This is a genomic window from Enterobacter sp. K510, assembly GCF_055804875.1.
This window is the reverse complement of the sequence record NZ_JBNRLQ010000004.1, coordinates 252,699-276,177: the sequence shown is the minus strand read 5'-3', so window position 1 is coordinate 276,177 and position 23,479 is coordinate 252,699. Positions and strand designations below refer to the sequence as shown.

24 protein-coding genes and 1 other annotated feature are annotated in these 23,479 nt (G+C 54.4%); of the genes, 9 read left to right on the top strand and 15 right to left on the bottom strand.

Annotation, left to right across the window (positions count from 1 at the left end):
• The 8 genes from pheT to fumD all read right to left on the bottom strand — a co-directional run bounded on the left by pheT (position 1) and on the right by fumD (position 7,287).
• Positions 1-2,388, bottom strand: a complete 2,388-nt coding sequence (gene pheT / locus ACQUTD_RS09145; RefSeq protein ID WP_473274809.1) for a phenylalanine--tRNA ligase subunit beta — start codon at positions 2,386-2,388, stop codon at positions 1-3.
• A 14-nt stretch (positions 2,389-2,402) separates the two neighbouring features.
• Positions 2,403-3,386, bottom strand: coding sequence for a phenylalanine--tRNA ligase subunit alpha (gene pheS, locus ACQUTD_RS09140; protein WP_072568269.1), 984 nt, complete (start codon positions 3,384-3,386; stop codon positions 2,403-2,405).
• A 63-nt stretch (positions 3,387-3,449) separates the two neighbouring features.
• Positions 3,450-3,573 (bottom strand) — a sequence feature (Phe leader region).
• Complete coding sequence (pheM, locus tag ACQUTD_RS09135) at positions 3,524-3,568, bottom strand: pheST operon leader peptide PheM (protein WP_001386830.1); 45 nt, start codon at positions 3,566-3,568, stop codon at positions 3,524-3,526. It overlaps the preceding feature by 45 nt.
• 118 nt (positions 3,574-3,691) lie before the next feature.
• Positions 3,692-4,048 carry a 50S ribosomal protein L20 gene (gene rplT, locus ACQUTD_RS09130; protein ID WP_045442118.1) on the bottom strand — a complete coding sequence of 119 codons (357 nt, stop codon included), beginning with the start codon at positions 4,046-4,048 and terminating at the stop codon, positions 3,692-3,694.
• 46 nt (positions 4,049-4,094) lie between these two features.
• Positions 4,095-4,292, bottom strand: a complete 198-nt coding sequence (gene rpmI, locus ACQUTD_RS09125) for a 50S ribosomal protein L35 (protein WP_001124225.1) — start codon at positions 4,290-4,292, stop codon at positions 4,095-4,097.
• Positions 4,293-4,383: 91 nt separating this feature from the next.
• The gene (infC, locus tag ACQUTD_RS09120) at positions 4,384-4,926 is read right to left on the bottom strand and encodes a translation initiation factor IF-3 (RefSeq protein WP_072568267.1); all 543 of its coding nucleotides are present in this window, start codon (positions 4,924-4,926) and stop codon (positions 4,384-4,386) included.
• A gap of 3 nt (positions 4,927-4,929) precedes the next feature.
• On the bottom strand, positions 4,930-6,858 hold the full coding sequence (gene thrS, locus ACQUTD_RS09115) for a threonine--tRNA ligase (RefSeq protein ID WP_318363113.1): 1,929 nt from the start codon (positions 6,856-6,858) through the stop codon (positions 4,930-4,932).
• A 213-nt stretch (positions 6,859-7,071) separates the two neighbouring features.
• On the bottom strand, positions 7,072-7,287 hold the full coding sequence (gene fumD, locus ACQUTD_RS09110; protein WP_072568265.1) for a fumarate hydratase FumD: 216 nt from the start codon (positions 7,285-7,287) through the stop codon (positions 7,072-7,074).
• A 303-nt stretch (positions 7,288-7,590) separates the two neighbouring features.
• On the opposite strand from fumD, the gene ACQUTD_RS09105 reads away from it, so the two are divergent.
• Positions 7,591-9,042, top strand: a complete 1,452-nt coding sequence (locus tag ACQUTD_RS09105) for a flagellin N-terminal helical domain-containing protein (protein ID WP_473274816.1) — start codon at positions 7,591-7,593, stop codon at positions 9,040-9,042.
• A 71-nt stretch (positions 9,043-9,113) separates the two neighbouring features.
• On the opposite strand, the gene ACQUTD_RS09100 is transcribed toward ACQUTD_RS09105, so the two are convergent.
• The gene (locus ACQUTD_RS09100) at positions 9,114-9,347 is read right to left on the bottom strand and encodes a hypothetical protein (protein WP_318363115.1); all 234 of its coding nucleotides are present in this window, start codon (positions 9,345-9,347) and stop codon (positions 9,114-9,116) included.
• A 273-nt stretch (positions 9,348-9,620) separates the two neighbouring features.
• A complete protein-coding gene (locus ACQUTD_RS09095; protein ID WP_072568262.1) occupies positions 9,621-10,379 on the bottom strand; it encodes a DUF481 domain-containing protein in 759 nt (252 codons plus the stop codon).
• A gap of 292 nt (positions 10,380-10,671) precedes the next feature.
• Here ACQUTD_RS09095 and pfkB point away from each other — a divergent pair, with 292 nt between their 5' ends.
• The 3 genes from pfkB to ACQUTD_RS09080 all read left to right on the top strand — a co-directional run bounded on the left by pfkB (position 10,672) and on the right by ACQUTD_RS09080 (position 12,979).
• On the top strand, positions 10,672-11,604 hold the full coding sequence (pfkB, locus tag ACQUTD_RS09090) for a 6-phosphofructokinase II (RefSeq protein ID WP_072568261.1): 933 nt from the start codon (positions 10,672-10,674) through the stop codon (positions 11,602-11,604).
• Between the two features lie 109 nt (positions 11,605-11,713).
• Positions 11,714-12,013 carry a type V toxin-antitoxin system endoribonuclease antitoxin GhoS gene (gene ghoS, locus ACQUTD_RS09085; protein WP_473274817.1) on the top strand — a complete coding sequence of 100 codons (300 nt, stop codon included), beginning with the start codon at positions 11,714-11,716 and terminating at the stop codon, positions 12,011-12,013.
• Between the two features lie 105 nt (positions 12,014-12,118).
• Positions 12,119-12,979 (top strand): fructosamine kinase family protein, encoded by an 861-nt coding sequence (locus tag ACQUTD_RS09080; protein WP_473274818.1) that lies wholly within the window; start codon positions 12,119-12,121, stop codon positions 12,977-12,979.
• 122 nt (positions 12,980-13,101) lie between these two features.
• Here ACQUTD_RS09080 and ACQUTD_RS09075 read toward each other — a convergent pair whose 3' ends face one another.
• Positions 13,102-13,638, bottom strand: coding sequence for a YniB family protein (locus ACQUTD_RS09075; RefSeq protein WP_473274819.1), 537 nt, complete (start codon positions 13,636-13,638; stop codon positions 13,102-13,104).
• 137 nt (positions 13,639-13,775) lie between these two features.
• On the opposite strand from ACQUTD_RS09075, the gene hxpB reads away from it, so the two are divergent.
• The 4 genes from hxpB (at position 13,776) to ACQUTD_RS09055 (ending at position 17,565) form a co-directional block, all read left to right on the top strand.
• The gene (gene hxpB, locus ACQUTD_RS09070; RefSeq protein ID WP_473274820.1) at positions 13,776-14,444 is read left to right on the top strand and encodes a hexitol phosphatase HxpB; all 669 of its coding nucleotides are present in this window, start codon (positions 13,776-13,778) and stop codon (positions 14,442-14,444) included.
• Positions 14,445-14,594: 150 nt separating this feature from the next.
• On the top strand, positions 14,595-15,356 hold the full coding sequence (gene kduD, locus ACQUTD_RS09065; protein ID WP_473274991.1) for a 2-dehydro-3-deoxy-D-gluconate 5-dehydrogenase KduD: 762 nt from the start codon (positions 14,595-14,597) through the stop codon (positions 15,354-15,356).
• 95 nt (positions 15,357-15,451) lie between these two features.
• The gene (locus ACQUTD_RS09060) at positions 15,452-16,042 is read left to right on the top strand and encodes a metal-dependent hydrolase (protein WP_072568255.1); all 591 of its coding nucleotides are present in this window, start codon (positions 15,452-15,454) and stop codon (positions 16,040-16,042) included.
• A 131-nt stretch (positions 16,043-16,173) separates the two neighbouring features.
• Positions 16,174-17,565, top strand: a complete 1,392-nt coding sequence (locus ACQUTD_RS09055) for a cation:dicarboxylate symporter family transporter (RefSeq protein WP_473274823.1) — start codon at positions 16,174-16,176, stop codon at positions 17,563-17,565.
• A 19-nt stretch (positions 17,566-17,584) separates the two neighbouring features.
• On the opposite strand, the gene cedA is transcribed toward ACQUTD_RS09055, so the two are convergent.
• Entirely contained in the window at positions 17,585-17,827 is a 243-nt protein-coding gene (gene cedA, locus ACQUTD_RS09050) for a cell division activator CedA (protein ID WP_072568253.1), read from the bottom strand.
• A 228-nt stretch (positions 17,828-18,055) separates the two neighbouring features.
• On the opposite strand from cedA, the gene katE reads away from it, so the two are divergent.
• On the top strand, positions 18,056-20,314 hold the full coding sequence (gene katE / locus ACQUTD_RS09045; protein WP_318364680.1) for a catalase HPII: 2,259 nt from the start codon (positions 18,056-18,058) through the stop codon (positions 20,312-20,314).
• 160 nt (positions 20,315-20,474) lie between these two features.
• On the opposite strand, the gene chbG is transcribed toward katE, so the two are convergent.
• From chbG to chbR, 3 genes are read right to left on the bottom strand one after another with little or no spacing between them, the layout of a single operon-like run.
• Entirely contained in the window at positions 20,475-21,236 is a 762-nt protein-coding gene (chbG, locus tag ACQUTD_RS09040; RefSeq protein WP_473274824.1) for a chitin disaccharide deacetylase, read from the bottom strand.
• An 11-nt stretch (positions 21,237-21,247) separates the two neighbouring features.
• Positions 21,248-22,594 (bottom strand): 6-phospho-beta-glucosidase, encoded by a 1,347-nt coding sequence (locus ACQUTD_RS09035; RefSeq protein WP_318376696.1) that lies wholly within the window; start codon positions 22,592-22,594, stop codon positions 21,248-21,250.
• Positions 22,595-22,639: 45 nt separating this feature from the next.
• Positions 22,640-23,479, bottom strand: coding sequence for a transcriptional regulator ChbR (gene chbR / locus ACQUTD_RS09030; RefSeq protein WP_099458763.1), 840 nt, complete (start codon positions 23,477-23,479; stop codon positions 22,640-22,642).

Below are 23,479 nucleotides of genomic sequence, written 5' to 3'. Positions count from 1 at the left end.
TCAATCCCTCAATGATGCCTGGAATCGCTCTTTTAATGCCTCTACGCATCTGGCAACGGTAGCGGCAATCTCCTCTTCTTCGAGTGTACGGCTGTTATCCTGAAGGATCAGGCTGATAGCGAGGCTCTTATAGCCCTCCGCCACACCCTTGCCGCGGTACACGTCAAATAAGTTTACGCCAACTACCTGATTTACGCCAACTTTCTTACATTCGGCCAAAACATCTGCTGCGGGTACATTTTCAGCGACCACAACAGCGATGTCGCGGCGGTTTGCCGGGAAGCGGGAAATCTCCTGCGCCTGAGGCACCACGCGGTCTGCGACCTTGTTCCACTCCAGCTCAAACACGATGGTACGACCATTGAGATCCAGCTTGCGCTCCAGTTCAGGATGCACAACACCAATGAAACCAACGCGTTCACCTTTCAGATAAATCGCGGCAGCCTGGCCCGGATGCAACGCCGGATTGGCCTCTGCCTGGAACTGAATCTCGTTCAGTTTGCCGGTCAGATCGAGCACGGATTCCAGATCGCCTTTCAAATCATAGAAATCAACGCTCTCTTTTGCCAGATTCCAGTGTTCATCGTGACGGTTGCCACAAATAACGCCCGCCAGCATCAGATCCTGACGGATACCCAGATCCGCTGTGGTATCCGGCACAAAACGCAGGCCGGATTCAAAAATGCGCACGCGGTTCTGCTGACGGTTCTGGTTATAGACCACGGTTGTCAGCAGGCCCGTCCACAGGGACAACCGCATGGCCGACATTTCGCTGGAGATCGGGCTTGGCAGGATCAGCGCTTCCGCGCCCGGATGCACCAGTTGCTGCACCTTAGGATCCACGAAGCTGTAGGTAATGACTTCCTGATAGCCTCTGTCGATAAGCAGCGTTTTCACGCGCTTCAGCGACAGATCCGCTTCGCGGTGCTGACCCATGATCAGGCCAGCCTGCACCGGCTCGTCCGGAATATTGTTGTAGCCGTAAATACGGGCGACTTCTTCAACCAGGTCTTCTTCAATCGCGATATCGAAACGCCAGCTCGGCGCCACAGCCTGCCACTGGTCCTGACCTTCGGTGACTTCACAGCCCAGACGGCGCAGGATGTCGCTGACCTGCTCATCGGCAATATGATGACCAATCAGACGATCCAGTTTGCTGCGACGCAGGGTGATGGTCGCCGCTTTCGGCAGCGCGGCGTCATTGGTCACGTCAATCACCGGACCGGCATTGCCGCCGCAGATGTCGATCAGCAGACGGGTGGCGCGCTCCATGGCTTTGAACTGCAGCGCCGGATCCACGCCACGCTCGTAACGGTGGGACGCATCGGTATGCAGACCGTGACGGCGTGCGCGGCCGGTAATGGACAGCGGGCTGAAGAATGCGCATTCCAGCAGTACGTCCTGGGTCTGGTCATTCACGCCGGAGTGTTCGCCGCCGAAAATACCGGCCATCGCCAGCGCCTTGCTGTGGTCGGCGATCACCAGGGTGTCGGCATTGAGTTTGGCTTCGTTGCCGTCCAGCAATACCAGGGTTTCGCCCTCTTTCGCCATGCGCACCACGATACCGCCGTCAATGCGGTTCAGATCGAAGGCGTGCATCGGCTGGCCGAGTTCCAGCAGCACATAGTTGGTCACGTCAACCACGGCATCGACAGAACGAATACCGCAGCGGCGGAGTTTCTCTTTCATCCACAGCGGCGTCGGCGCGCTGACGTTGATGCCTTTCACGACGCGGCCCAGATAACGCGGGCAGGCATCGGCGGCTTCAACGGCGATCGGCAGCGTATCGTTGATAGTTGCGGCTACGGGCGCGATTTCCGGCTCCATCAGCGGCGCCTGGTTCAGCACCGCCACGTCGCGGGCAACGCCGATAATGCCGAGGCAATCGGCGCGGTTTGGCGTCACGCTGATTTCGATGGTGTTATCGTCAAGCTTCAGGTAGTCGCGCAGGTCGGTGCCAATGGGCGCATCGGCGGGCAGCTCGATAATGCCGTTATGATCGTCGGAAATACCCAGTTCCGAGAAGGAGCAGAGCATGCCTTCAGACGGCTCGCCGCGCAGTTTTGCCGCTTTGATTTTGAAATCGCCCGGCAGCACAGCGCCAACGGTTGCCACTGCCACTTTCAGGCCCTGACGGCAGTTCGGCGCGCCGCAGACGATATCAAGCAGGCGGTCGCCGCCGACGTTGACTTTGGTGACGCGCAGTTTGTCGGCGTTCGGGTGCTGACCGCACTCCATCACTTCACCCACTACCACACCGTTAAAACGGCCTGCGACCGGCTCCACGCCGTCCACTTCCAGACCCGCCTTGGTGATCTGATCGGAGAGCGCGTCGCTGTCGATCGCCGGATTAACCCATTCGCGTAACCACAGTTCACTGAATTTCATTATGTTGTCCTGCCTTATTTAAACTGTTTGAGGAAACGCAGATCGTTTTCGAAGAATGCACGTAAATCGGTTACGCCATAGCGCAGCATGGTCAGACGTTCCATACCCATGCCGAAGGCGAAGCCGGAATAGACTTCCGGATCGATACCGACGTTGCGCAGCACGTTTGGATGCACCATGCCGCAGCCCAGCACTTCCAGCCATTTGCCGTTTTTACCCATCACATCCACTTCCGCGGACGGTTCGGTGAACGGGAAATAGGACGGACGGAAGCGGATCTGCAGATCTTCTTCAAAGAAGTTACGCAGGAAGTCGTGCAGCGTTCCTTTCAGGTTGGTGAAGCTGATGTTGGTATCAACGATCAGGCCTTCCATCTGATGGAACATTGGGGTGTGCGTCTGGTCGTAATCGTTACGGTAAACACGACCTGGCGCGATAATACGGATCGGCGGCTGCTGGTTCGCCATGGTGCGGATCTGTACGCCAGAAGTCTGCGTACGCAGCAGGCGGGTGGCATCGAACCAGAAGGTATCGTGATCGGCGCGCGCCGGATGATGACCCGGAATATTCAGGGCATCAAAGTTATGGTAATCGTCTTCGATTTCCGGGCCGGTGGCCACGGTAAAGCCAAGCTCGCCGAAGAAGCTTTCGATACGATCGATGGTACGGGTTACCGGGTGCAGCCCACCGTTTTCAGTACGGCGTCCCGGCAGGGACACATCAATGGTTTCCGCGGCCAGACGGGCGTTCAGCGCGGCGTTTTCCAGATCGGCTTTGCGGGCGTTCAGCGCCTGCTGAACCTGCTCTTTGGCTTCGTTGATCACCGCACCGGCTGCCGGACGTTCTTCAGCTGGCAACTCACGCAGGGTGGTCATCTGAAGGGTCAGTTGCCCTTTTTTACCCAGATATTCAACGCGCACATTATCTAATGCAGCAATATCTGAAGCCTCGTTAATGGCTGCCCTGGCGCTGGCAACCAGCTCTGCGAGATGTGACATGGTTTTCCTCATTATGTCGGTGCAGACACCGTTATGGTGGTCTCTTATTTTTAAAAATCAGGCATAAAAAAAGCCTCCATCAGGAGGCTTTCTGGCGCTGTTTTTCGTTTCTTCTTTCACGCGCTAGCCTCCCGGATTCAGGTGCTAAAGTAAAAAAAGAAGCGGAAAATAGCAGCATTCATGCTTGCGTTACCTTGTGTGGAAAAACCGATACTGCCTATTGAAAAGGCCGGACGACGAATTGTCAACAAAATGACGGTATTACAAATAAAAAAGAGGGAGCTAAGCCCCCTCTCTTCACTGGCTTATGCCAGAGCTGCTTTCGCTTTTTCGACCAGGGCAGAGAATGCCACTTTGTCGAATACAGCGATGTCAGCCAGAATCTTACGGTCGATTTCAACAGAGGCTTTTTTCAGGCCGTTGATGAATTTGCTGTAAGAAATACCGTTCTGACGTGCTGCTGCGTTAATACGCGCAATCCACAGTTGACGGAACTGACGCTTTTTCTGACGACGGTCACGATAAGCGTACTGACCTGCTTTGATAACAGCCTGGAAGGCAACGCGGTATACGCGTGAACGCGCACCGTAGTAACCTTTAGCTTGTTTCAAAATTTTCTTGTGACGTGCACGTGCAACTACACCACGTTTTACGCGAGCCATGTGTGCTCTCCTGTATCTATTCTTAAAAAGTTAAAAGGTTAACGACTTATGCGTACGGAAGGCACGCGATTACCAGACCCAGATCGCCTTTAGAAACCATGGCTTTCGGGCGCAGGTGACGTTTACGCTTAGTAGCTTTTTTGGTCAGAATATGACGCAGGTTAGCGTGCTTGTGCTTAAAACCACCTTTACCGGTTTTTTTGAAGCGCTTAGCAGCACCGCGTACGGTCTTAATTTTTGGCATTTTAATAACTTCCACTTCGCATTGTTAATAAACGAAACAAAGGCGAATCAGTCCCGTGAGCGTGGCCCACAGGAATGATTACTTGATGGCCTTACTGTTTCTTCTTAGGAGCAAGCACCATGATCATCTGGCGGCCTTCGATCTTCGTAGGGAAGGATTCGACCACTGCCAGTTCACCCAGATCTTCTTTCACGCGATTAAGCACTTCCATACCGATCTGTTGGTGGGCCATCTCACGACCGCGGAAACGCAGTGTGATCTTGGCCTTGTCACCCTCTTCGAGAAAGCGAATCAGGCTGCGGAGTTTTACCTGATAGTCACCTTCATCTGTACCAGGTCGGAATTTGATTTCCTTAACCTGGATAACTTTTTGCTTCTTCTTCTGTTCCTTAGAAGATTTGCTTTTTTCATAGAGGAACTTGCCGTAATCCATTATACGACAAACGGGCGGCTCGGCGTTAGGGCTAATTTCTACTAAATCGACCCCGGCTTCTTCAGCTTTTTCCAGAGCTTCTCTCAAATTCACAATACCAAGCTGCTCGCCTTCCAGACCTGTTAAGCGAACTTCTGTGGCGCGAATCTCGCCATTGATGCGATTCGGTCGCGCCGTTTGAACTCGTTTTCCGCCTTTAATACCTTATTCCTCCAGTTGTTGAAGACTGCGGCTGCGAATCTCTTGTTGCAGCTTCTCGATAACGTCATTTACGTCCAGGCTACCCAGGTCTTTACCACGACGGGTACGCACGGCGACTTTGCCGGCTTCAACCTCTTTATCGCCACAAACCAGCATATAAGGGACACGACGTAAAGTGTGCTCGCGGATTTTAAAGCCAATCTTCTCGTTTCTCAAGTCTGCTTTAACGCGAATGCCGGCATTTTGCAGTTTGCGGGTCAATTCGTTGACATATTCAGCCTGAGAATCAGTAATATTCATCACCACTACCTGCACTGGCGCAAGCCAGGTCGGGAAGAAGCCCGCAAATTCTTCGGTCAGGATGCCGATAAAGCGCTCCAGAGAACCGAGGATCGCGCGGTGAATCATTACCGGAACTTGTCGCTCGTTGTTTTCGCCCACATAAGAGGCGCTCAGACGAGACGGCAAGGAGAAGTCCAGCTGTACCGTACCGCACTGCCATGCACGATCGAGGCAGTCATACAGGGTAAATTCAATTTTCGGACCGTAGAACGCGCCTTCACCCAGCTGATATTCAAACGGGATGTTGTTTTCTTCCAGCGCGACTGCCAGATCCGCCTCAGCACGATCCCACATTTCATCGCTACCGATACGTTTTTCGGGGCGAGTGGAAAGTTTGACGACGATCTTCTCGAAGCCAAAGGTGCTGTACATATCGTAGACCAAACGAATACAGGCGTTCACTTCATCACGCACCTGCTCTTCTGTACAGAAGATATGGGCATCATCCTGAGTGAAACCACGTACACGCATCAGTCCATGTAACGCGCCTGACGGCTCATTACGGTGACAACTACCAAACTCTGCCATACGCAGCGGCAGGTCACGGTAAGATTTTAGACCCTGATTGAAGATCTGCACGTGACCCGGGCAGTTCATCGGCTTGATGCAGTATTCACGGTTCTCCGAGGAGGTGGTGAACATCGCATCTTTATAGTTGTCCCAGTGGCCGGTTTTTTCCCACAGCACACGGTCCATCATGAACGGGCCTTTCACTTCCTGATACTGGTACTCTTTCAGTTTAGAACGTACAAAAGTTTCCAGTTCACGGAAAATAGTCCAGCCATCGTTATGCCAGAATACCATACCCGGCGCTTCTTCCTGCATATGATACAGGTCGAGCTGTTTACCGATTTTACGGTGATCGCGTTTAGCGGCTTCTTCAAGACGCTGTAAATAGGCGTTCAGCGCTTTTTTATCTGCCCATGCGGTGCCGTAGATACGCTGCAACATTTTATTGTTGCTGTCGCCACGCCAGTACGCGCCCGCGGTTTTCATCAGTTTAAAGTGATGGCAGAAACGCATATTCGGCACGTGCGGACCACGGCACATGTCGACGTATTCCTGATGATGATACAAGCCAGGCTTATCATCGTGGGCAATGTTTTCATCAAGGATAGAGACTTTGTAGCTCTCGCCGCGGGACGCGAAGGTTTCACGCGCTTCGTGCCAGCTGACTTTTTTCTTGATGACATCGTAATTGGTTTCGGCGAGCTCGTGCATACGTTTTTCGAGCGCGTCGAGATCTTCCTGCGTCAGGGTATGGTCAAGGTCAATATCATAATAGAAGCCATTATCGATAACCGGACCGATAGCCATTTTGGTATTCGGCCACAGTTGCTTAATGGCATGACCCAACAGGTGCGCACAGGAGTGACGAATAATTTCCAGACCATCTTCATCTTTTGCGGTGATGATAGCCAGCTGCGCATCGTTTTCTATTAGATCGGTTGCATCGACCAGCTCGCCATTAACACGTCCGGCGATACACGCTTTCGCGAGACCAGGACCGATATCCAGTGCGACATCTAATGGGCTTACGGCTTTATCGAAGTGACGTTGACTGCCGTCAGGAAGGGTAATAACTGGCATTTTATATCCTTATTTGCAGTGGTGACCCACACGAAAGATCACATACAAAACTATTTTCTAATAATTATCAGCAGTTTAGATAAGGCTTTCCGCTTCACTCTGCGGAATCTGTGCAGGGTTTAACAACCGCACCCTTATCCTCTGCGGATAAGCTCACCCCTGATACTACACGTCTATGCCGTTGGTTTAAAGGCTGATCAGGGGAAATACGGGTCAGGCCGTGTTCGACAACGCTTTAATAACCGCCTCCATGGCGACTTTGGTTAATTCAGACCGGACGATACGCTGGTTAGCAAGCGAGGTACGTAATACGCCAGCAATAACGATATGCTTCGGCTCCTGGCCCAGATCGCGCATCTCCAGCACCACTTTACCCACTACGCGGCACATCTCCTGGTATAACTCGTCGTCTTTCGCCTGATTTCCCACATTCACCCCTTTAGTTAATCGTGCTGGTCGGCTGTAGCTCAACGAAAAATAGCGATGGCGTCAAGCTAAGCCTTAATATTGCGTGAAGCTACGGGCGACTCATTCACAGTGCTTATGTAAATTCCGGCTTTACATAAAATCCGCTGGCTTCGGCTAAGTGTCTGGTATGTCGAAATTTTAGACCTATTCTTGCCCGGATACCTGTGAAGAACGCCAGCAATACTGAAGATTTGCATTAAAGTCATGGCGTATTTTGCCGATGACCTGGTTATCCGGGGCCAAGAGAATCGTTAAGAAACGCACATGCAAGCTATTAATCATAATGCGATCGCCGGGCTGAATCTGGTTGCGAGGCAAAGCACCACATCGCTCCTTTCGCAAACCATCGCCAGGCTGTCGTCAGGATTACGCATCAATTCAGCCATGGATGACGCGGCCGGGCTTGCTATTACCAACAGAATGCGCTCGAACATTAATGCCGACACGGTGATTTCCCGTGGGCTGGATGACGCGACCAGTCTCGCACAAACCGCAGACGGAAGCCTCGGGTCGGTGGCAAATCTTTTGATCCGCGCTAAAAGTCTGGCCATTCAGTCCGTTAATGACACACTCTCGGAAAGCGACCGGAGCAGCATCCAGAATGAATATGAAAGTATTCTGGCCGGGATCAACGATCTTTCCGAACAAACGGAAATTTTTGGTAAATACCCGCTGGCTACGGCGAACCCGGAACTGCCCCCTGCCCTGATTGGCGACGTGGCGCCGATCAGCAGTAAATTTCCCGTTGCCGGTAGCAATTATACCTTTAGCTCAGGGGTGGTACCGCTGGCTTATTTACCCGCGGGTTCGACCAATATCAATCTGACCATCGACTCCCTCGGTCTGGATGATGACATTCAGCTTTTTACCCGTGATGGCAAGCATCTGGCGGGCACGCCCTTTACCGGGCCGGATCCGGATTATACCTGGGTCAGCCGCGGCATCACCGATGCGGCGAAAGCCGACAGTAAATTGCTGACCGCGGCCAACGGTTTTCAGAGCGGCGCAACGTATGACGACAGCCAGCTTATCGAAGGCGGCGCGGCCTGGAACCTCAACGGCAGCGCGACGCTGAATTATAACGGCATGACCATCACCTACAGTGGCGATGGCGATCGTTATGAAGACCGGGGCATAGGCGCGTACAACGACGGCTCGAATGGCACCAACCGCCTTGAGCGCCTGACCATCGATAACGTCAGTGAAGACCTGATCGTGGTGATCGTTGGCAGCGGTTCCTTTACCAGCAACCTGACCTGGGGAAATCTGCCTGCGCCGACCATCACCCCTGCCACACCGCCGAAAAAGAGTGGCCCGATAGAGGTGATCACCAGCGCCAATTTTGGCGATGATATTCAGGCAATGACCATGACCGCCACGCCAGCCGACACCAAAACGCTGGGCATTCGCGACACCAGCCTGAGTTCGGCGCAGTCGGCCAGTAGCGCTATGGGCGCGCTCGATAACGCGCTGGCAAAGGTAAGCGGCTATCGCGCGCAGTACGGGGCGTGGATGAACCGCTTTGATTCAGCCAAATCGGTATTGTCACAACAGACGCTGTCCACCCAAACGGCTCAGAGTCGTATTATGGATGCAGACTACGCGCTGGAAACCAGTAAGCAAATAAAAGCGCAGATTTTGCAGGAGAGTCAGAACGCGGTTTTGAAGATTGCGAATCAGCTGCCGGAGAATTTGCTGACCTTATTACGGACATAAAAAAACCGGTACATCGTCATCCGGTTTTTTAATCGTAATTAGCGAAGTTAATAACGAAAGCGGGAAGCGGATTAATACCACTCTCCGGCAACCAGCGTTTTAACATTAAAAGCATCATCGGCGGAACGGCCGGTAGACGGTGCGCCTGGCTGAATGTTAGAACCGGCTTCGATATCTTTCGCCTGGAAAGTAGCCGAGGGTTTGGTAGTGTCACTGGCAGGTGTATACGCGGTGTCAGCAGCGAAAACGCCAAAGGACAGGGCTGAAAGCACCGCTGCTGCTGCGATAGTTTTAAATGTTTTCATAATGATTCTTCTCTTTTTAACTTAATACCGTACGTCAGGTTGGGCATTATTGACCCATGACAGTAAGTTTAGAGCTGGATCACACTTTTGAACAGTCGAATAATTTATCAAATCTTGTCAAATAAATTGAATGTGTGTCCGAAGAGATAAATGAGGAGAAATTATGGAGAAACGTAATTTTTAATAAGCTAAAACCGCATATTGAGATTTTAAGCGCGTCATTAATTAATCTGAAATATATAAAGCGGGCCGAAAATTTCGGCCCAAAATCAATTACATCTTATAACCTAACGACACGACCGTACGACGATCGGTGTGCTCCGGCGCGGAGGCCGGTGGCTCAGAGTTCCAGGTAACGTTATATGCCACCTTCAGGCCAAAGTGTTCGTTAATCGCCACATTCAGCGCGGTTTCAGAGTTCAGCGTCGTATCATCAGCGCCAAATACCGAAACACCCTGCGTGAACTTAGTGTTATCTGTCATCTGCCAGGCATAAGTCCCTGACGCATAACCCAGCGGCTGTGTTTTATTGTCGCCGTCGGTGTACTCGTCATAACGTACGCCCGGACCGAATTCAAAACGCAGGCTGTGCACCGGCCCATTCAGGAACTGGCGACCATAACCAGCGGTGAGGATATCACGCTGACGATAACCGTTGTAACGGTCGGTCAACCAGCTGGCCTGGCCAAACAGGTAATCCGCATCGGTCACGTTGAAGCGCGAGCGTCCGCCCACCGCATATTTCTCAGACGAGCGCTCGTCATTCGAAGAGGTGTTGCTGGCATTGCCCCACAGGGACCAGGCCGTGGTATTGCCGTACCAGGTCAGGGTGGAGTCAGCGGTCAGCGAGGAACTCTTGGTGTTACCTGACTGGGCCAGGTAGCCTGCGTTCAGATTACCTTCAAAGGGTTTCTGTGCAGTGGAGGGGTCATCCATGACAGTAAAAACGGTATCATCTGCGGCAGCATTCAGTGACGCAAGCACGCCTCCCGCAAGCATAACAACTGCGGGTACTGTCTTTAAAAGCTTCATTTATAAAGAGTCCGTACAACAAAAAAAGAGACCATCACGGTCCCGGAAACTTACATCAGGATCAACGCGTAACCGTCCTGAGAAAGGTAACAAATTATAAAAAGGCTCAATTAACATAGCAATGAATTCTTATTTCATTTTTTGAATAAGAGAGCTCTCAAACCGGCATTAAGTGTATATCAACCTGACGCAAATTAAATTCAACTTCACAAGATAAATCATACGTTTATTTACGTTGCTATCTGCCGGAACGGTGCCAGGCTTAAAAGATTCACGCTAAAAGGAGGTAAAGATGACCCGCATCTATACATTAACGCTTGCCCCGTCGCTGGACAGCGCGACCTTAACGCCGCAAATTTATCCCGAAGGTAAACTCCGTTGTACTGCACCAGTATTTGAGCCTGGCGGGGGCGGAATTAACGTTGCCCGCGCCATTACCCATCTGGGCGGCAAAGCCACGGCCATTTTCCCGGCCGGCGGCGCGACCGGCGAACATCTTACCGCTCTGCTGGCAGATGAAAACGTCCCGACACAGAGCGTTGAAACCCAGGACTGGACCCGTCAGAACCTGCATGTGCATGTTGAGGCCAGCGGCGAGCAGTACCGATTTGTGATGCCGGGCGCTGCGCTCAGCGCCGATGAATTCCGCAAACTGGAAGAAAAAGTGCTGGCTATTGAGAGCGGCGCGCTGCTGGTTTTAAGCGGCAGCCTGCCCCCCGGCGTGCAACTGGAGGCCTGGGTGCAGTTGATTAAAGCCGCCCAGCAGCAGGGTATCCGCTGCATTATCGACAGCTCCGGCGATGCCCTGACCGCCGCGCTGGAGATTGGCAACATTGAACTGGTGAAGCCTAACCAGAAAGAGCTGAGCGCGCTGGTAAATCGCCCGCTCACCCAGCCGGATGACGTGCGCAAAGCGGCGCAGGAGCTGGTAAACAGCGGCAAAGTCCGTCGCGTGGTGGTTTCGCTGGGGCCTCAGGGCGCGCTGGGCGTTGACGGCAGCGAGTGCGTGCATGTGGTGCCGCCGCCGATGAAAAGCCAGAGCACCGTGGGTGCCGGTGACAGCATGGTCGGCGCCATGACCCTGAAGCTGGCGGAAGGCGCTTCTTTAACGGAAATGGTGCGTTTTGGCGTGGCGGCAGGCAGCGCGGCGACCATTAATCAGGGTACGCGTCTGTGCGGCCATGAGGACACGCAAAAAATCTACGATTATCTGGTTCGTCATTAATACCCCTTTCCCCTGCCGCCTGGCGGGGGAAATCATCCATCCCTGTGGTCGCCAAATTTCTCACGTCGACTATGCTAAAAAAACTTTCAGGATAACAACGAGGTGAACGATGAGCAGTGGTGACATTACGCGCTATGTGGTTACGATCAAATTTCACGAAGATAATCTGAGTGAAATTAACGAACTGAATAACCATTTCACGCGCGCCGGATTTTTACTGACGCTGACCGACGATGATGGCAAGGTACATGAACTCGGCACCAACACTTTTGGTCTGATCACCGCCATGAGTGAAGAGGAAGTCAAAGCGCAGTCCGCTGCTCTGGCGGAAAGCGCGCTGGATAAACAGCCGGAAATTATCGTTTCCCGCTGGGAAGCGTGGCAAACGGAGCAGCAAAAAGCACAATAAGTGCCATTGCACACAGCAGGCGGCTCAGGTGTGCGTTAGTTCTTATTTTGTCCCGCATTAGTGCGCTAACCTTATGATCTGACAGATAACATGGGGAGAGACATCATGTGGCAAGCGATAAGTCGTCTGTTGAGTGAATCCTTTGGCGAGGGTGAAATCGAGTTACGTCACGAACTGCCGGGCGGTGAAATCCACGCCGCCTGGCATATCCGTTATGCAGGACACGATTTTTTTGTCAAATGCGATAGCCGCGAGCTGTTGCCCATCTTCACGGCGGAAGCCGATCAGCTTGAACTGCTCTCCCGTAGTCAGACCGTCAGTGTTCCCGCTGTCCGGGCGGTGGGGGCCGATCGTGATTACTGCTTTCTGGTGATGGATTATCTCCCTGCCCGCCCACTGGATGCGCATAATGCTTTTTTGCTCGGACAACAGCTTGCCCGTCTGCACCAGTGGAGCGATCAGCCGCAGTTTGGGCTGGACTTTGATAACGATCTTTCCACAACGCCGCAGCCCAACGCCTGGCAGCGCCGCTGGTCGACGTTTTTTGCCGAACAGCGTATCGGCTGGCAGCTGGAGCTGGCCGCGGAAAAAGGGCTGGAGTTCGGCAATATTGACGCCATCGTTGAGCATGTAAAACAGCGTCTGGCGTCGCACCAGCCGCAGGCCGCGCTGCTGCACGGCGATCTGTGGTCCGGCAACTGCGCGCTTGGTCCTGACGGCCCCTTTATTTACGATCCCGCCTGTTACTGGGGGGATCGGGAATGCGATCTGGCAATGCTGCCGCTGCATCCGGATCAACCGCCGCAGATTTATGACGGCTATCAGTCCGTATCGCCACTCCCCGCAGGATTCCTGGAGCGGCAGCCGCTGTATCAGCTTTATACGCTGTTTAACCGGGCGATATTATTTGGCGGGCCGCATCTGGAAACGGCGCAGAAAGCGCTGGATCGTGTCCTTGCGGCGTAACAGTGAGCGCCACCGCCGGGTGGCGCTGCGCTTACCCGGCCTACATTACAGCGTAGGCCCGGCAAGCATCGCGCCGCCGGGCGCAAAAAATCACACGCAGGCCGGGTGCAATGCCGGAAACGTTAAAGAAAACCCAGCAGCGAAAAGAACAGATAGCCGAGCACGATAATGATCACCGGCAGAATATAGAGTGTGAAAAACTGGCGGAATATCGAATGATTAGGCACCACAATACGCGCCTCAATTTGCTCGCGGTTTAGCCCCTCTGCGCCTTTGGCTTTTTCCAGAATCGTCATATCCTCAACGTTTTCCCGCAGAAAACGAGCCTGACGGCTCATGCGCGCGCCGGATGCCTGCAACGCCAGGCCGATAAAAATCAGCGCGTAAATGATCCAGAAGCCAATATTCAGCTGCTGATGAAAGTCCGGCAGCGGCGAGTTGTACCAGAAGAAATTCAGGAACGGCGTGTTAAAACGCATCATCTCGATCATCACATGGGCGAAATCCTGCATCACCGCGCTGATGCCGGGCTGCTTTTCGCTGTGCTCGTACATAAACTTCAGTACGGAGATCAGAGTAGAAATAAAGGCCGGGATGAAAATAACCCACCCCATCACACGTTTGAGCACGGCAATGCGTCCAGCTTGTTGATACGTCATGTATTCCCCTTGTTAAAGACGTTCCATTTGCGCCTAAGTTTACCCGCTCATATTCATTTTCGCCTGTTCTTTAGAGGCGTTATCATAGGGAGTAGGCCATAATGGCCTGATACCCGCCCCAATAAGGAGAGGTTTTAATGTCTACGCCGCGTCAAATTCTTGCTGCTATTTTCGATATGGACGGATTACTCATCGACTCAGAACCCCTGTGGGATCGTGCTGAACTGGAGGTCATGGCAAGCCTGGGCGTGGATATCACCCGCCGTAATGAACTGCCCGATACGCTCGGTCTGCGCATCGATATGGTGGTGGATCTGTGGTATGCCCAGCAGCCGTGGAACGGCCCGGATCGCGGGGAAGTGACTGAACGGATCATCGCCCGCTCGCTGTCGCTGGTGGAAGAAAAGCGTCCGCTGCTGCCAGGCGTGCGTGAAGCACTGACGCTGTGTAAGGCGCAGGGGTTGAAAATAGGCCTCGCCTCGGCTTCACCGCTGCACATGCTGGAAAAAGTGCTCGCCATGTTTGAGCTGACCGATTACTTCGATGCCCTCGCCTCTGCCGGGACGCTGCCCTACAGCAAGCCGCATCCGCAGGTCTATCTGGATTGCGCCGCGAAGCTGGGAGTCGATCCCCTCACCTGTGTGGCGCTGGAAGATTCGGTTAACGGTATGATTGCCTCGAAAGCCGCGCGTATGCGCTCTATCGTCGTACCGGAAGAAGCCAATCAGAGCGATCCCCGTTACGCCCTCGCCGATGTGAAGCTGTCCTCGCTGGCGGAGCTGACCGTTTCGCACCTGCGCGGTTAAGCTTTTTGCGGGTAACAGGCCCCCTTTTGTTACCCGCGTCAATTAAACTGAAACATCATTTCACTTTAATTTGTTTTTCAAATCCCTTCCTTCTATGCTCAACACCATCAGGCGCGCCTGCCTGCACACATCAGAGCAATCGGGGTGAGTATGATACTGGATGCCTTCAATTTAAGCGGTAAAGTTGCCATCGTCACCGGCTGTGACACGGGGCTGGGACAAGGGATGAGCCTGGGGCTGGCGGAAGCGGGCTGTGACATTGTCGGCATTAACCGCAAATATCCGCATGAAACAGAACAGAAAGTGACCGCGCTGGGACGTCGTTTTACGGCGATCCAGGCCGATCTGAGCCAGCAGGCGTCTTATGATGCGCTGGTGCAGGAAGTGGTAAGCCGGATGGGGCGCCTCGATATTCTGGTCAATAATGCCGGCACGATCCGCCGGGCGGATGCGCTGAACTTCAGCGAGCAGGACTGGGATGACGTCATTAACCTTAACCTGAAAGCCACCTTTTTTCTCTGTCAGGCGGTGGCGCGACAATTTATTGCCCAGGGCGGCGGCGGAAAAATCATTAACATCGCCTCGATGCTCTCTTTCCAGGGCGGTATCCGCGTGCCCTCTTATACCGCCTCGAAAAGCGGCGTGCTCGGCCTGACGCGCCTGCTGGCTAATGAATGGGCGAAGCATAATATTAACGTTAATGCCATTGCCCCGGGTTATATGGCGACTAACAATACTCAGCAATTACGGGAAGATGCGCAGCGCAGTGAAGAGATCATCAACCGTATTCCCGCTGCGCGCTGGGGGACGCCTGAGGATCTGAAAGGCCCGGCGGTATTCCTGGCGTCCAGCGCCTCTGATTATATTAATGGCTATACGCTGGCGGTGGACGGCGGCTGGCTTGCGCGTTAAGTCATCAATTGAGATAAACAGTTACACCGTCACCTCTTCCGCCTACTGTATAAAAACCCTATACTGTATACATCGACAGTTTAGCGAGTGCAATCATGACGGCGGAAGGCCACCTTCTTTTTTCGATAGCCTGCGCGGTGTTTGCCAAAAACGCCGAGCTGACGCCTGTGCTCGCGCAGGGGGACTGGTGGCATATTGTCCCGTCGGCCATCCTCACCTGTCTGCTGCCGGATATCGATCACCCGAAATCTTTCCTCGGTCAGCGGCTGAAATGGATCTCCAAACCCATTGCCCGTGCCTTCGGGCACCGGGGCTTTACGCACAGCCTGCTGGCGGTGTTTATCGCCCTGACGCTGTTTATGCTGAAAGTGCCCGACAGCTGGCTGGTGCCCGCCGATGCGCTACAGGGGCTGGTGCTCGGCTATCTGAGCCATATCCTCGCCGATATGCTGACCCCTGCGGGCGTGCCTTTACTGTGGCCGTGCCGCTGGCGGTTCCGCGTGCCGATCCTGATGCCGCAGAAAGGCAATCAGCTTGAGCGCGTGCTCTGTATGGCGCTGTTCACCTGGGCGGTGTTTATGCCGCAGACGATGACGGAAAACAGTGCAGTGCGCTGGTCATCGCAGATGATCAATACCCTGCAAATGCAGTATAACCGCTTTATTCATGAGCAGATCGGTCAATAAACCCACGAATTTATGCGTTTGAATATAACCCATTCCATTTGGATATAAGCGCCACATCACACTTCTGCTACTCTTCCGCCAACAAGACAGGTGTACTGACGCTGAAATAAAAACACATCAGGAGATTGGGGATGAATTTTCCATTAATCGCGAACATCGTGGTGTTCGTGGCTTTGCTGTTCCTGCTGGCGCAAACCCGCCACAAACAGTGGAGCCTGGCTAAAAAAGTGCTGGTCGGTCTGGTGATCGGCGTGGTCTTTGGTTTTGCCTTACAGGCCATCTATGGTGCCGAAAATCCGGTGCTGAAAGATTCTATTCAGTGGTTCAATATCGTCGGTAATGGCTATGTCCAGTTACTGCAAATGATCGTGATGCCGCTGGTATTCGCCTCTATCCTGAGCGCCGTGGCGCGTCTGCATAACGCCTCGCAACTGGGTAAAATCAGCTTCCTGACTATCGGCACCCTGCTGTTTACCACGCTGATTTCAGCGCTGGTGGGCGTGCTGGTGACCAACCTGTTTGGTCTGACGGCTGAAGGTCTGGTGCAGGGCACCGCGGAAAGCGCGCGTCTTGCGGCAATTCAGACAAATTATGCCGGCAAAGTGGCGGATCTGACCGTGCCGCAGCTGCTGCTGTCGTTCGTGCCGAAAAACCCGTTTGCCGATCTGACCGGCGCAAGTCCGACTTCCATTATCAGCGTGGTGATCTTCGCGGCCTTCCTCGGTGTGGCGGCGCTGAAGCTGCTGAAAGATGATGCCCCGAAAGGCCAGCGTGTGCTGACCGCCATCGACACGCTGCAAAGCTGGGTGATGAAGCTGGTACGTCTGGTGATGCAGCTGACCCCGTACGGTGTACTGGCGCTGATGACCAAAGTGGTGGCAGGTTCAAACCTGCAGGACATCATCAAACTGGGCAGCTTTGTGGTGGCGTCCTATCTTGGTCTGGCGATCATGTTTGTGGTGCATGGTATTCTGCTGGGTGCGAACGGCATCAGCCCGATGAAATACTTCCGTAAAGTCTGGCCCGTACTGACCTTCGCCTTCACCAGCCGCTCCAGCGCCGCGTCCATTCCGCTGAACGTGGAAGCGCAGACCCGTCGTCTGGGCGTGCCGGAATCTATCGCCAGCTTTGCCGCCTCTTTTGGCGCGACTATCGGTCAGAACGGCTGTGCAGGATTGTACCCGGCGATGCTGGCGGTGATGGTTGCGCCGACGGTGGGCATTAACCCGCTGGATCCGGTGTGGATCGCCACCCTGGTCGGTATTGTTACCCTCAGCTCTGCGGGCGTGGCCGGTGTGGGCGGTGGCGCGACATTCGCCGCGCTGATCGTGCTGCCGGCCATGGGCCTGCCAGTCACGCTGGTGGCGCTGCTGATCTCCGTCGAGCCGCTGATCGATATGGGTCGTACGGCACTGAACGTTAGCGGTTCAATGACCGCCGGTACGCTCACCAGCCAGTGGCTGAAGCAGACCGACAAAACCATTCTGAACAGCGAAGAAAACGCCGAACTGGCGCATCGTTAAGCTTTAACCGCCCGACGTATCAATCCTGATCCACTTCCCCTTCCTGCCGCATCTGTTCGGCCCAGCGCTGGGCGGCTTCCGGCCCGCTGAAGACCGGCGAACGACGAAAACGCTCGGCGATTAAAACGAAGGCGACATATTTCCCGCGTAACAGCCACACATCGCGAAAACCTTCGACCTTAGAGGCATGGTCAGGCGGGGCAGGCTCGACACGTGGCACATAGCTGATAATCCGACGGTTTTGTTGACGCAATGATTTCATAAGCCAGGATTCACTAAAAACATATTCCACAAACAGGCAACTCCCATCATAGCTGAAACTCCCCCTGCTCGTCGCGCCCTGCCTGTTTTTCCCCTGCCCCTGCGGGGTTTTTATCTGCGAAGCACCAGGGTAAAAAATCGTGTGCTGTTCTATAGTTAGAAAGAATTTGACGTAAAAACGGCCAGTTTCAATGCCAACACCCCGCAGCAAAAACAGGAGACCTGTTCCATGTCGCATTCTGATAGTCATCCCAAAAATCATCATGCCCCGGTCCACGATGACCGCGCCGCCCGTCCCGGTCTGGACTCACTCGCCCCGGAAGACAACTCCCATCAGGCCGATCCGTTACCGACTCCGCCCGGGGCGCAGCCTACTGCCCCCGGCAGCCTGAAAGCGCCGGATACCTCCAATGAAAAACTCAAGGCGCTGGAAAGCTTCCGTAAGGGCGGCGAAAATTTTCCGCTGACCACCAATCAGGGTGTGCGCATTGCCAATGACCAGAATTCACTGCGCGCGGGTCAGCGCGGGCCAACGCTGCTGGAAGATTTTATTCTGCGGGAAAAGATCACCCATTTTGACCATGAGCGTATTCCCGAGCGCATCGTGCACGCCCGCGGCTCGGCGGCGCATGGCTATTTCCAGCCCTACCGCTCGTTAAGCGACATTACTAAAGCCAGCTTCCTCGCCGACCCGGATAAAATCACGCCGGTGTTTGTACGTTTTTCCACGGTACAGGGTGGCGCAGGATCGGCTGACACCGTGCGGGATATTCGCGGTTTCGCCACTAAGTTTTATACCGACGAAGGGATTTTCGATCTGGTGGGCAACAACACGCCGGTGTTCTTTATTCAGGATGCGCATAAATTCCCGGACTTTGTGCATGCGGTAAAACCGGAGCCGCACTGGGCGATCCCGCAGGGGCAAAGCGCCCATGATACCTTCTGGGATTATGTCTCGCTGCAACCGGAAACCCTGCATAACGTGATGTGGGCGATGTCCGATCGCGGTATTCCGCGTAGCTATCGCACCATGGAAGGCTTTGGCATTCATACCTTCCGCCTGATTAACGCCGACGGCAAAGCTACCTTTGTCCGTTTCCACTGGAAACCGCTGGCGGGTAAGGCGTCTATGGTATGGGACGAAGCGCAAAAGCTGACCGGCCGCGATCCGGATTTCCATCGCCGTGAGCTGTGGGAAGCCATCGAAGCCGGGGATTTCCCGGAATACGAGCTGGGGCTACAGCTGATTGCCGAAGAAGACGAGTTCAAATTTGATTTCGACCTGCTCGATCCCACCAAACTGATCCCCGAAGAACTGGTGCCGGTGCAGCGCGTCGGCAAAATGGTGCTTAACCGTAACCCGGACAATTTCTTCAGCGAAAACGAACAGGTGGCGTTCCATCCCGGACACATCGTGCCGGGGCTGGATTTCACCAACGATCCGCTGTTGCAGGGACGGCTGTTCTCCTACACCGACACGCAGATTAGCCGTCTCGGCGGGCCGAACTTCCACGAAATCCCCATTAACCGCCCTACCTGCCCGTATCACAATTTCCAGCGCGACGGCATGCACCGCATGGATATCGACACCAATCCGGCAAACTATGAGCCTAACTCGATTAACGATAACTGGCCGCGGGAAACGCCGCCTGCGCCGCAGCGCGGGGGATTTGAGTCATATCAGGAGCGTATCGAAGGTCATAAGATCCGCGAGCGCAGCCCGTCCTTTGGCGAGTATTATGCGCACCCGCGGCTGTTCTGGCAGAGCCAGACGCCTCATGAGCAGCAGCATATTATCGAGGCTTTCAGCTTCGAGCTGGGCAAAGTGGCGCGGGCCTATATCCGCGAGCGGGTGGTGGATCAGCTGGCGCATATCGACATTACCCTGGCGCAGGCGGTGGCGCACAACCTGGGGATCACCCTGACCGACGATCAGCGCAACATCGCGCCGCCGCAGGATGTCAGCGGCCTGAAAAAGGATCCATCATTGAGTCTGTACGCTATTCCTGACGGCACGCTGAAGGGCCGCGTGGTGGCGGTGCTGCTGAACGACACCGTATCCGCCAGCCAGTTGTATACCCTGTTGCAGGGCTTACAGGCAAAAGGCGTGCACGCTAAACTGCTTTATTCGCGTATGGGCGAAGTGACGGCGGATGATGGCTCGCAGGTGCCGATTGCCGCGACTTTTGCGGGTTCACCGTCGCTGACCGTCGATGGCGTGCTGGTGCCAGGCGGGAATCCTGCCAGCCTGCTGGACAATGGCGACGCTAACTATTATCTGCTGGAAGCCTATAAGCACCTGAAGCCGATCGCGCTGGCCGGCGATGCGCGCGCCTTTAAAGCAGTGCTGAGGGTGGATGCGCAGGGTGAGGAAGGCATTACTGAAGGTGACAGTGTCACGCAGGAGTGGGTGGATGACTTCCTGATGCAGCTGGCGGGACACCGCGTCTGGTCGCGGGCGGGCAAAATCAGCAAGATCCCGGCGTAGCGGAAAGAATGTGCCGGGTGGCGCTGACGCTTACCCGGCCTACAGTTCTGGGATACAAAAATGCCGGGTGGCGCTGGCGCTTACCCGGCCTACAGTTCATTATCCGTGCCCGGCAGGTGTCGTAGGCCCGGCAAGCCTCGCGCCGCCGGGCATGAACCTGTTAAGGCAAATCCCGCCAGGATCCCAGCCGATACCCCCTCTCCGCTATCGCATATTTCAGCGATGGCGAGGTCAGCACCTCCAGCTCTTTCAGACGTGGCCAGCAATAGCTGCTGGCGCGCAGCGTGTCGTCGACAAAGGCCGGATGGCTCATCATCTCCAGCGACTGCTCGCCCCGCGCGCCGGAGGCATCCAGCACCTCAAGAAACAGCGCCTCCGATATCGCCTCGCCGTAAAAGCCGCTGGAATAGCCTTCGCTGCTGCGCGCCGCGTTCACTGGCAGACCGTGAAGCGCCGCCACCTCGCGGTCAATACGCAGCCCGACGCCTTTATCCGCGGCAAAGGCGGCCACCAGCGGGAAGATCGGCGGCAGCATATGCACATGATGATGGCTGTCAATATGCGTCGGTTTGCGGCCAAAGCAGTCAATAAAGCGCTGATACTGGCACGCCAGCTCGCGCTCAATCTCCGCCAGCGGCAGTTCGCCCTGCTCCGCCATCTCCCAAATCCATTTGCCCAGCACGCCGTCCCGCGTCAGCCCCGGCATCGGGCTTAACGGTTTGCCGAGGGTCAGCACAAAATGCATGCCGACCGCCAGCTGCGGAAGCGCGCGGCTGAGCGCCGCCGCATGTTCCACCGCCTCTGCATTCATCATCGCCGTGGTCGACGTGACCACGCCGTGTGTGCAGGCCTCCACGATGCCGTAGTTCTGTCCTTTGCACAGCCCAAAGTCATCGGCATTGACGATCAGTAACCTTTCCACAGGCTGGCTCCTTAGCGTTTAAAGCCTTCAATGGTTTTTGCAAAGCGCGGCAGCCATTTCTGATGCGCCAGCAGCAGTTCACGGGCGAGGATTTCCGCGTCCTTATCGGAGTGGATCAACGGGCTTAAATTTAACGCCAGCAGCACATCGTTAAACTCACCGCTTAACGCGGCCTGGCTGGCGGCGATTTCGAAGCCTTTGATGGTATGGATCAGCCCCATCACCTTGTCGTCAAAATGCGTCACGCGCGGATGCGGCTTCGCGCCATCCCGGCCGAGGATGCAGGTCATCTCCACGGCCCAGTCCGCCGGGATATTATCAATATGCCCGTGGTGCGGCACGTTAACGTAGTGCTCCGCCTGCTTGTCGTTATAAATAGCGTTGATCACCTCGCAGGCCGCGTCGGAATAGTAGGCGCCGCCGCGCTGCTCCAGCTCTTTCGGTTTCACCGCCAGCGCCGGATCCTTGTACAGGTCAAACAGCTGTTTCTCGACTTTCTGCACCACCTGCGCCCGTACGCCGCCTTTGTAGAATTCGCCCATCTCAATGGCCAGCATCTCTTTCTGCTTGAAGTAGTACAGCAGATAAGAGCATGGCAGCAGGTTAAGCGAGCGGATCAGCCCTTCGCTGAACGGCAGATCAAAGATGTTTTTCACTGAGTTCGCCGTTAATCTGCCGGAGGCCACGCCGTCCAGCAGTTCCGCAAAGCGCGATTCGCCGTTGACCAGCACGTCCTTGATAAACACCATGTGGTTGAGGCCGAACAGATCGATACCCAGTTCGTCCTCATCGGTGAGGCTCAGCACATCGCGGATAAACATCTTCATGCCGATGGGAATATTGCACACGCCGATAAAGCGCTTAAAGCCGGTATGACGATAGACCGCTTCCGTCACCATGCCCGCCGGGTTGGTAAAGTTGATCACCCAGGCGTCCGGGCAGATCTCTTCCACATCGCGGATGATGTCAAAAATCACCGGAATGGTACGCAGCCCTTTGAACAGACCGCCCGCGCCGTTGGTCTCCTGCCCCAGATAGCCATGGCTTAACGGAATACGTTCATCCAGCTCGCGCGCCTGTAGCTGACCGACGCGCAGCTGGGTGGTGACAAAACTGGCGTCCTGCAATGCCGCACGGCGATCCAGCGTTTTATGCAGCGTCATCGGCACGCCCGCTTTCTGGATCATGCGCTGGCACAGGTCATAAATAATATTCAGCTTTTCCTGGCCGTCTTCCACGTCCACCAGCCATAATTCGTCTATCGGCAGTTCGTGATAACGTTTAATAAATCCGTCGACCAGTTCAGGGGTGTAGCTGCTTCCGCCACCGATGGTGACGACTTTCAGTTTTTTATTCATAACATCTCTCTTACGCACTGACCGTAAAATAAAGGCGTGCCTTAATCAGTTAATAACGGTGAGGTGTTTCCGGTAACTGCCTGGCGTAAAGGACGTCACTTTCTTGAACGTCTTGATAAATAAACCGGGACTGCTGTAACCGGACTCATAAGCAATATCAGTGACTGAGTAATTAGTGATTTCCAGCTGTTTCTTGGCAAAATTAATGCGGATCTCATTGATGATCTGCATCGGGGTTTTACTGTAATAGCGCTGGGTGGCGCGGGTTAAATACTCCTGCGTCTTACCGGATAATTTCACCATATTTTCCAGCGCGTTTTCGCCAAACTGCATTTTGTCGTGCATCTCTTCCACGGTGGTTTTAAGCCACTGCGGAATGTCGCCCTGCACCACCTCTTCACGGTGGTGACGAAGCCGGTTGACGATATAAAAAGTCACCACTTCGATAAATTCATTGAACTCGTTATCGCGGAAATTCAGCGAGGCGATCACCGATTCAATCCAGGTCAGAAATGCGCTTTTTACGTGATACACCTGCGACGCCACAAAGCAGAACGGCAGCAGGTGCAGATAGTGTTGTTCAAAAAACTGTCTGCTGACGCCGACGTTAAGAATGCGCGTGGCGCCAAATTCATAGAAGCTCTGATGATGCGATCCCATCGGGATAAACACAAAATCGCCCCGCTCAAGCAGCACGCGTTTGCCGTTGATCTCCTGATAGTAGCGCCCGGTCAGCACGATGGTGAATTCGTAATAATCGTGCTGGTGCAGCCCGCTTATGCTCTCCACTTTATTGTAGATGAAGACGTGAAAGTTCCGGCCATTGAACAACTGCTGTTCCCGTGCGGTTTTGATTTCCATCGCGTTCACCTGTGGCTGCATCAT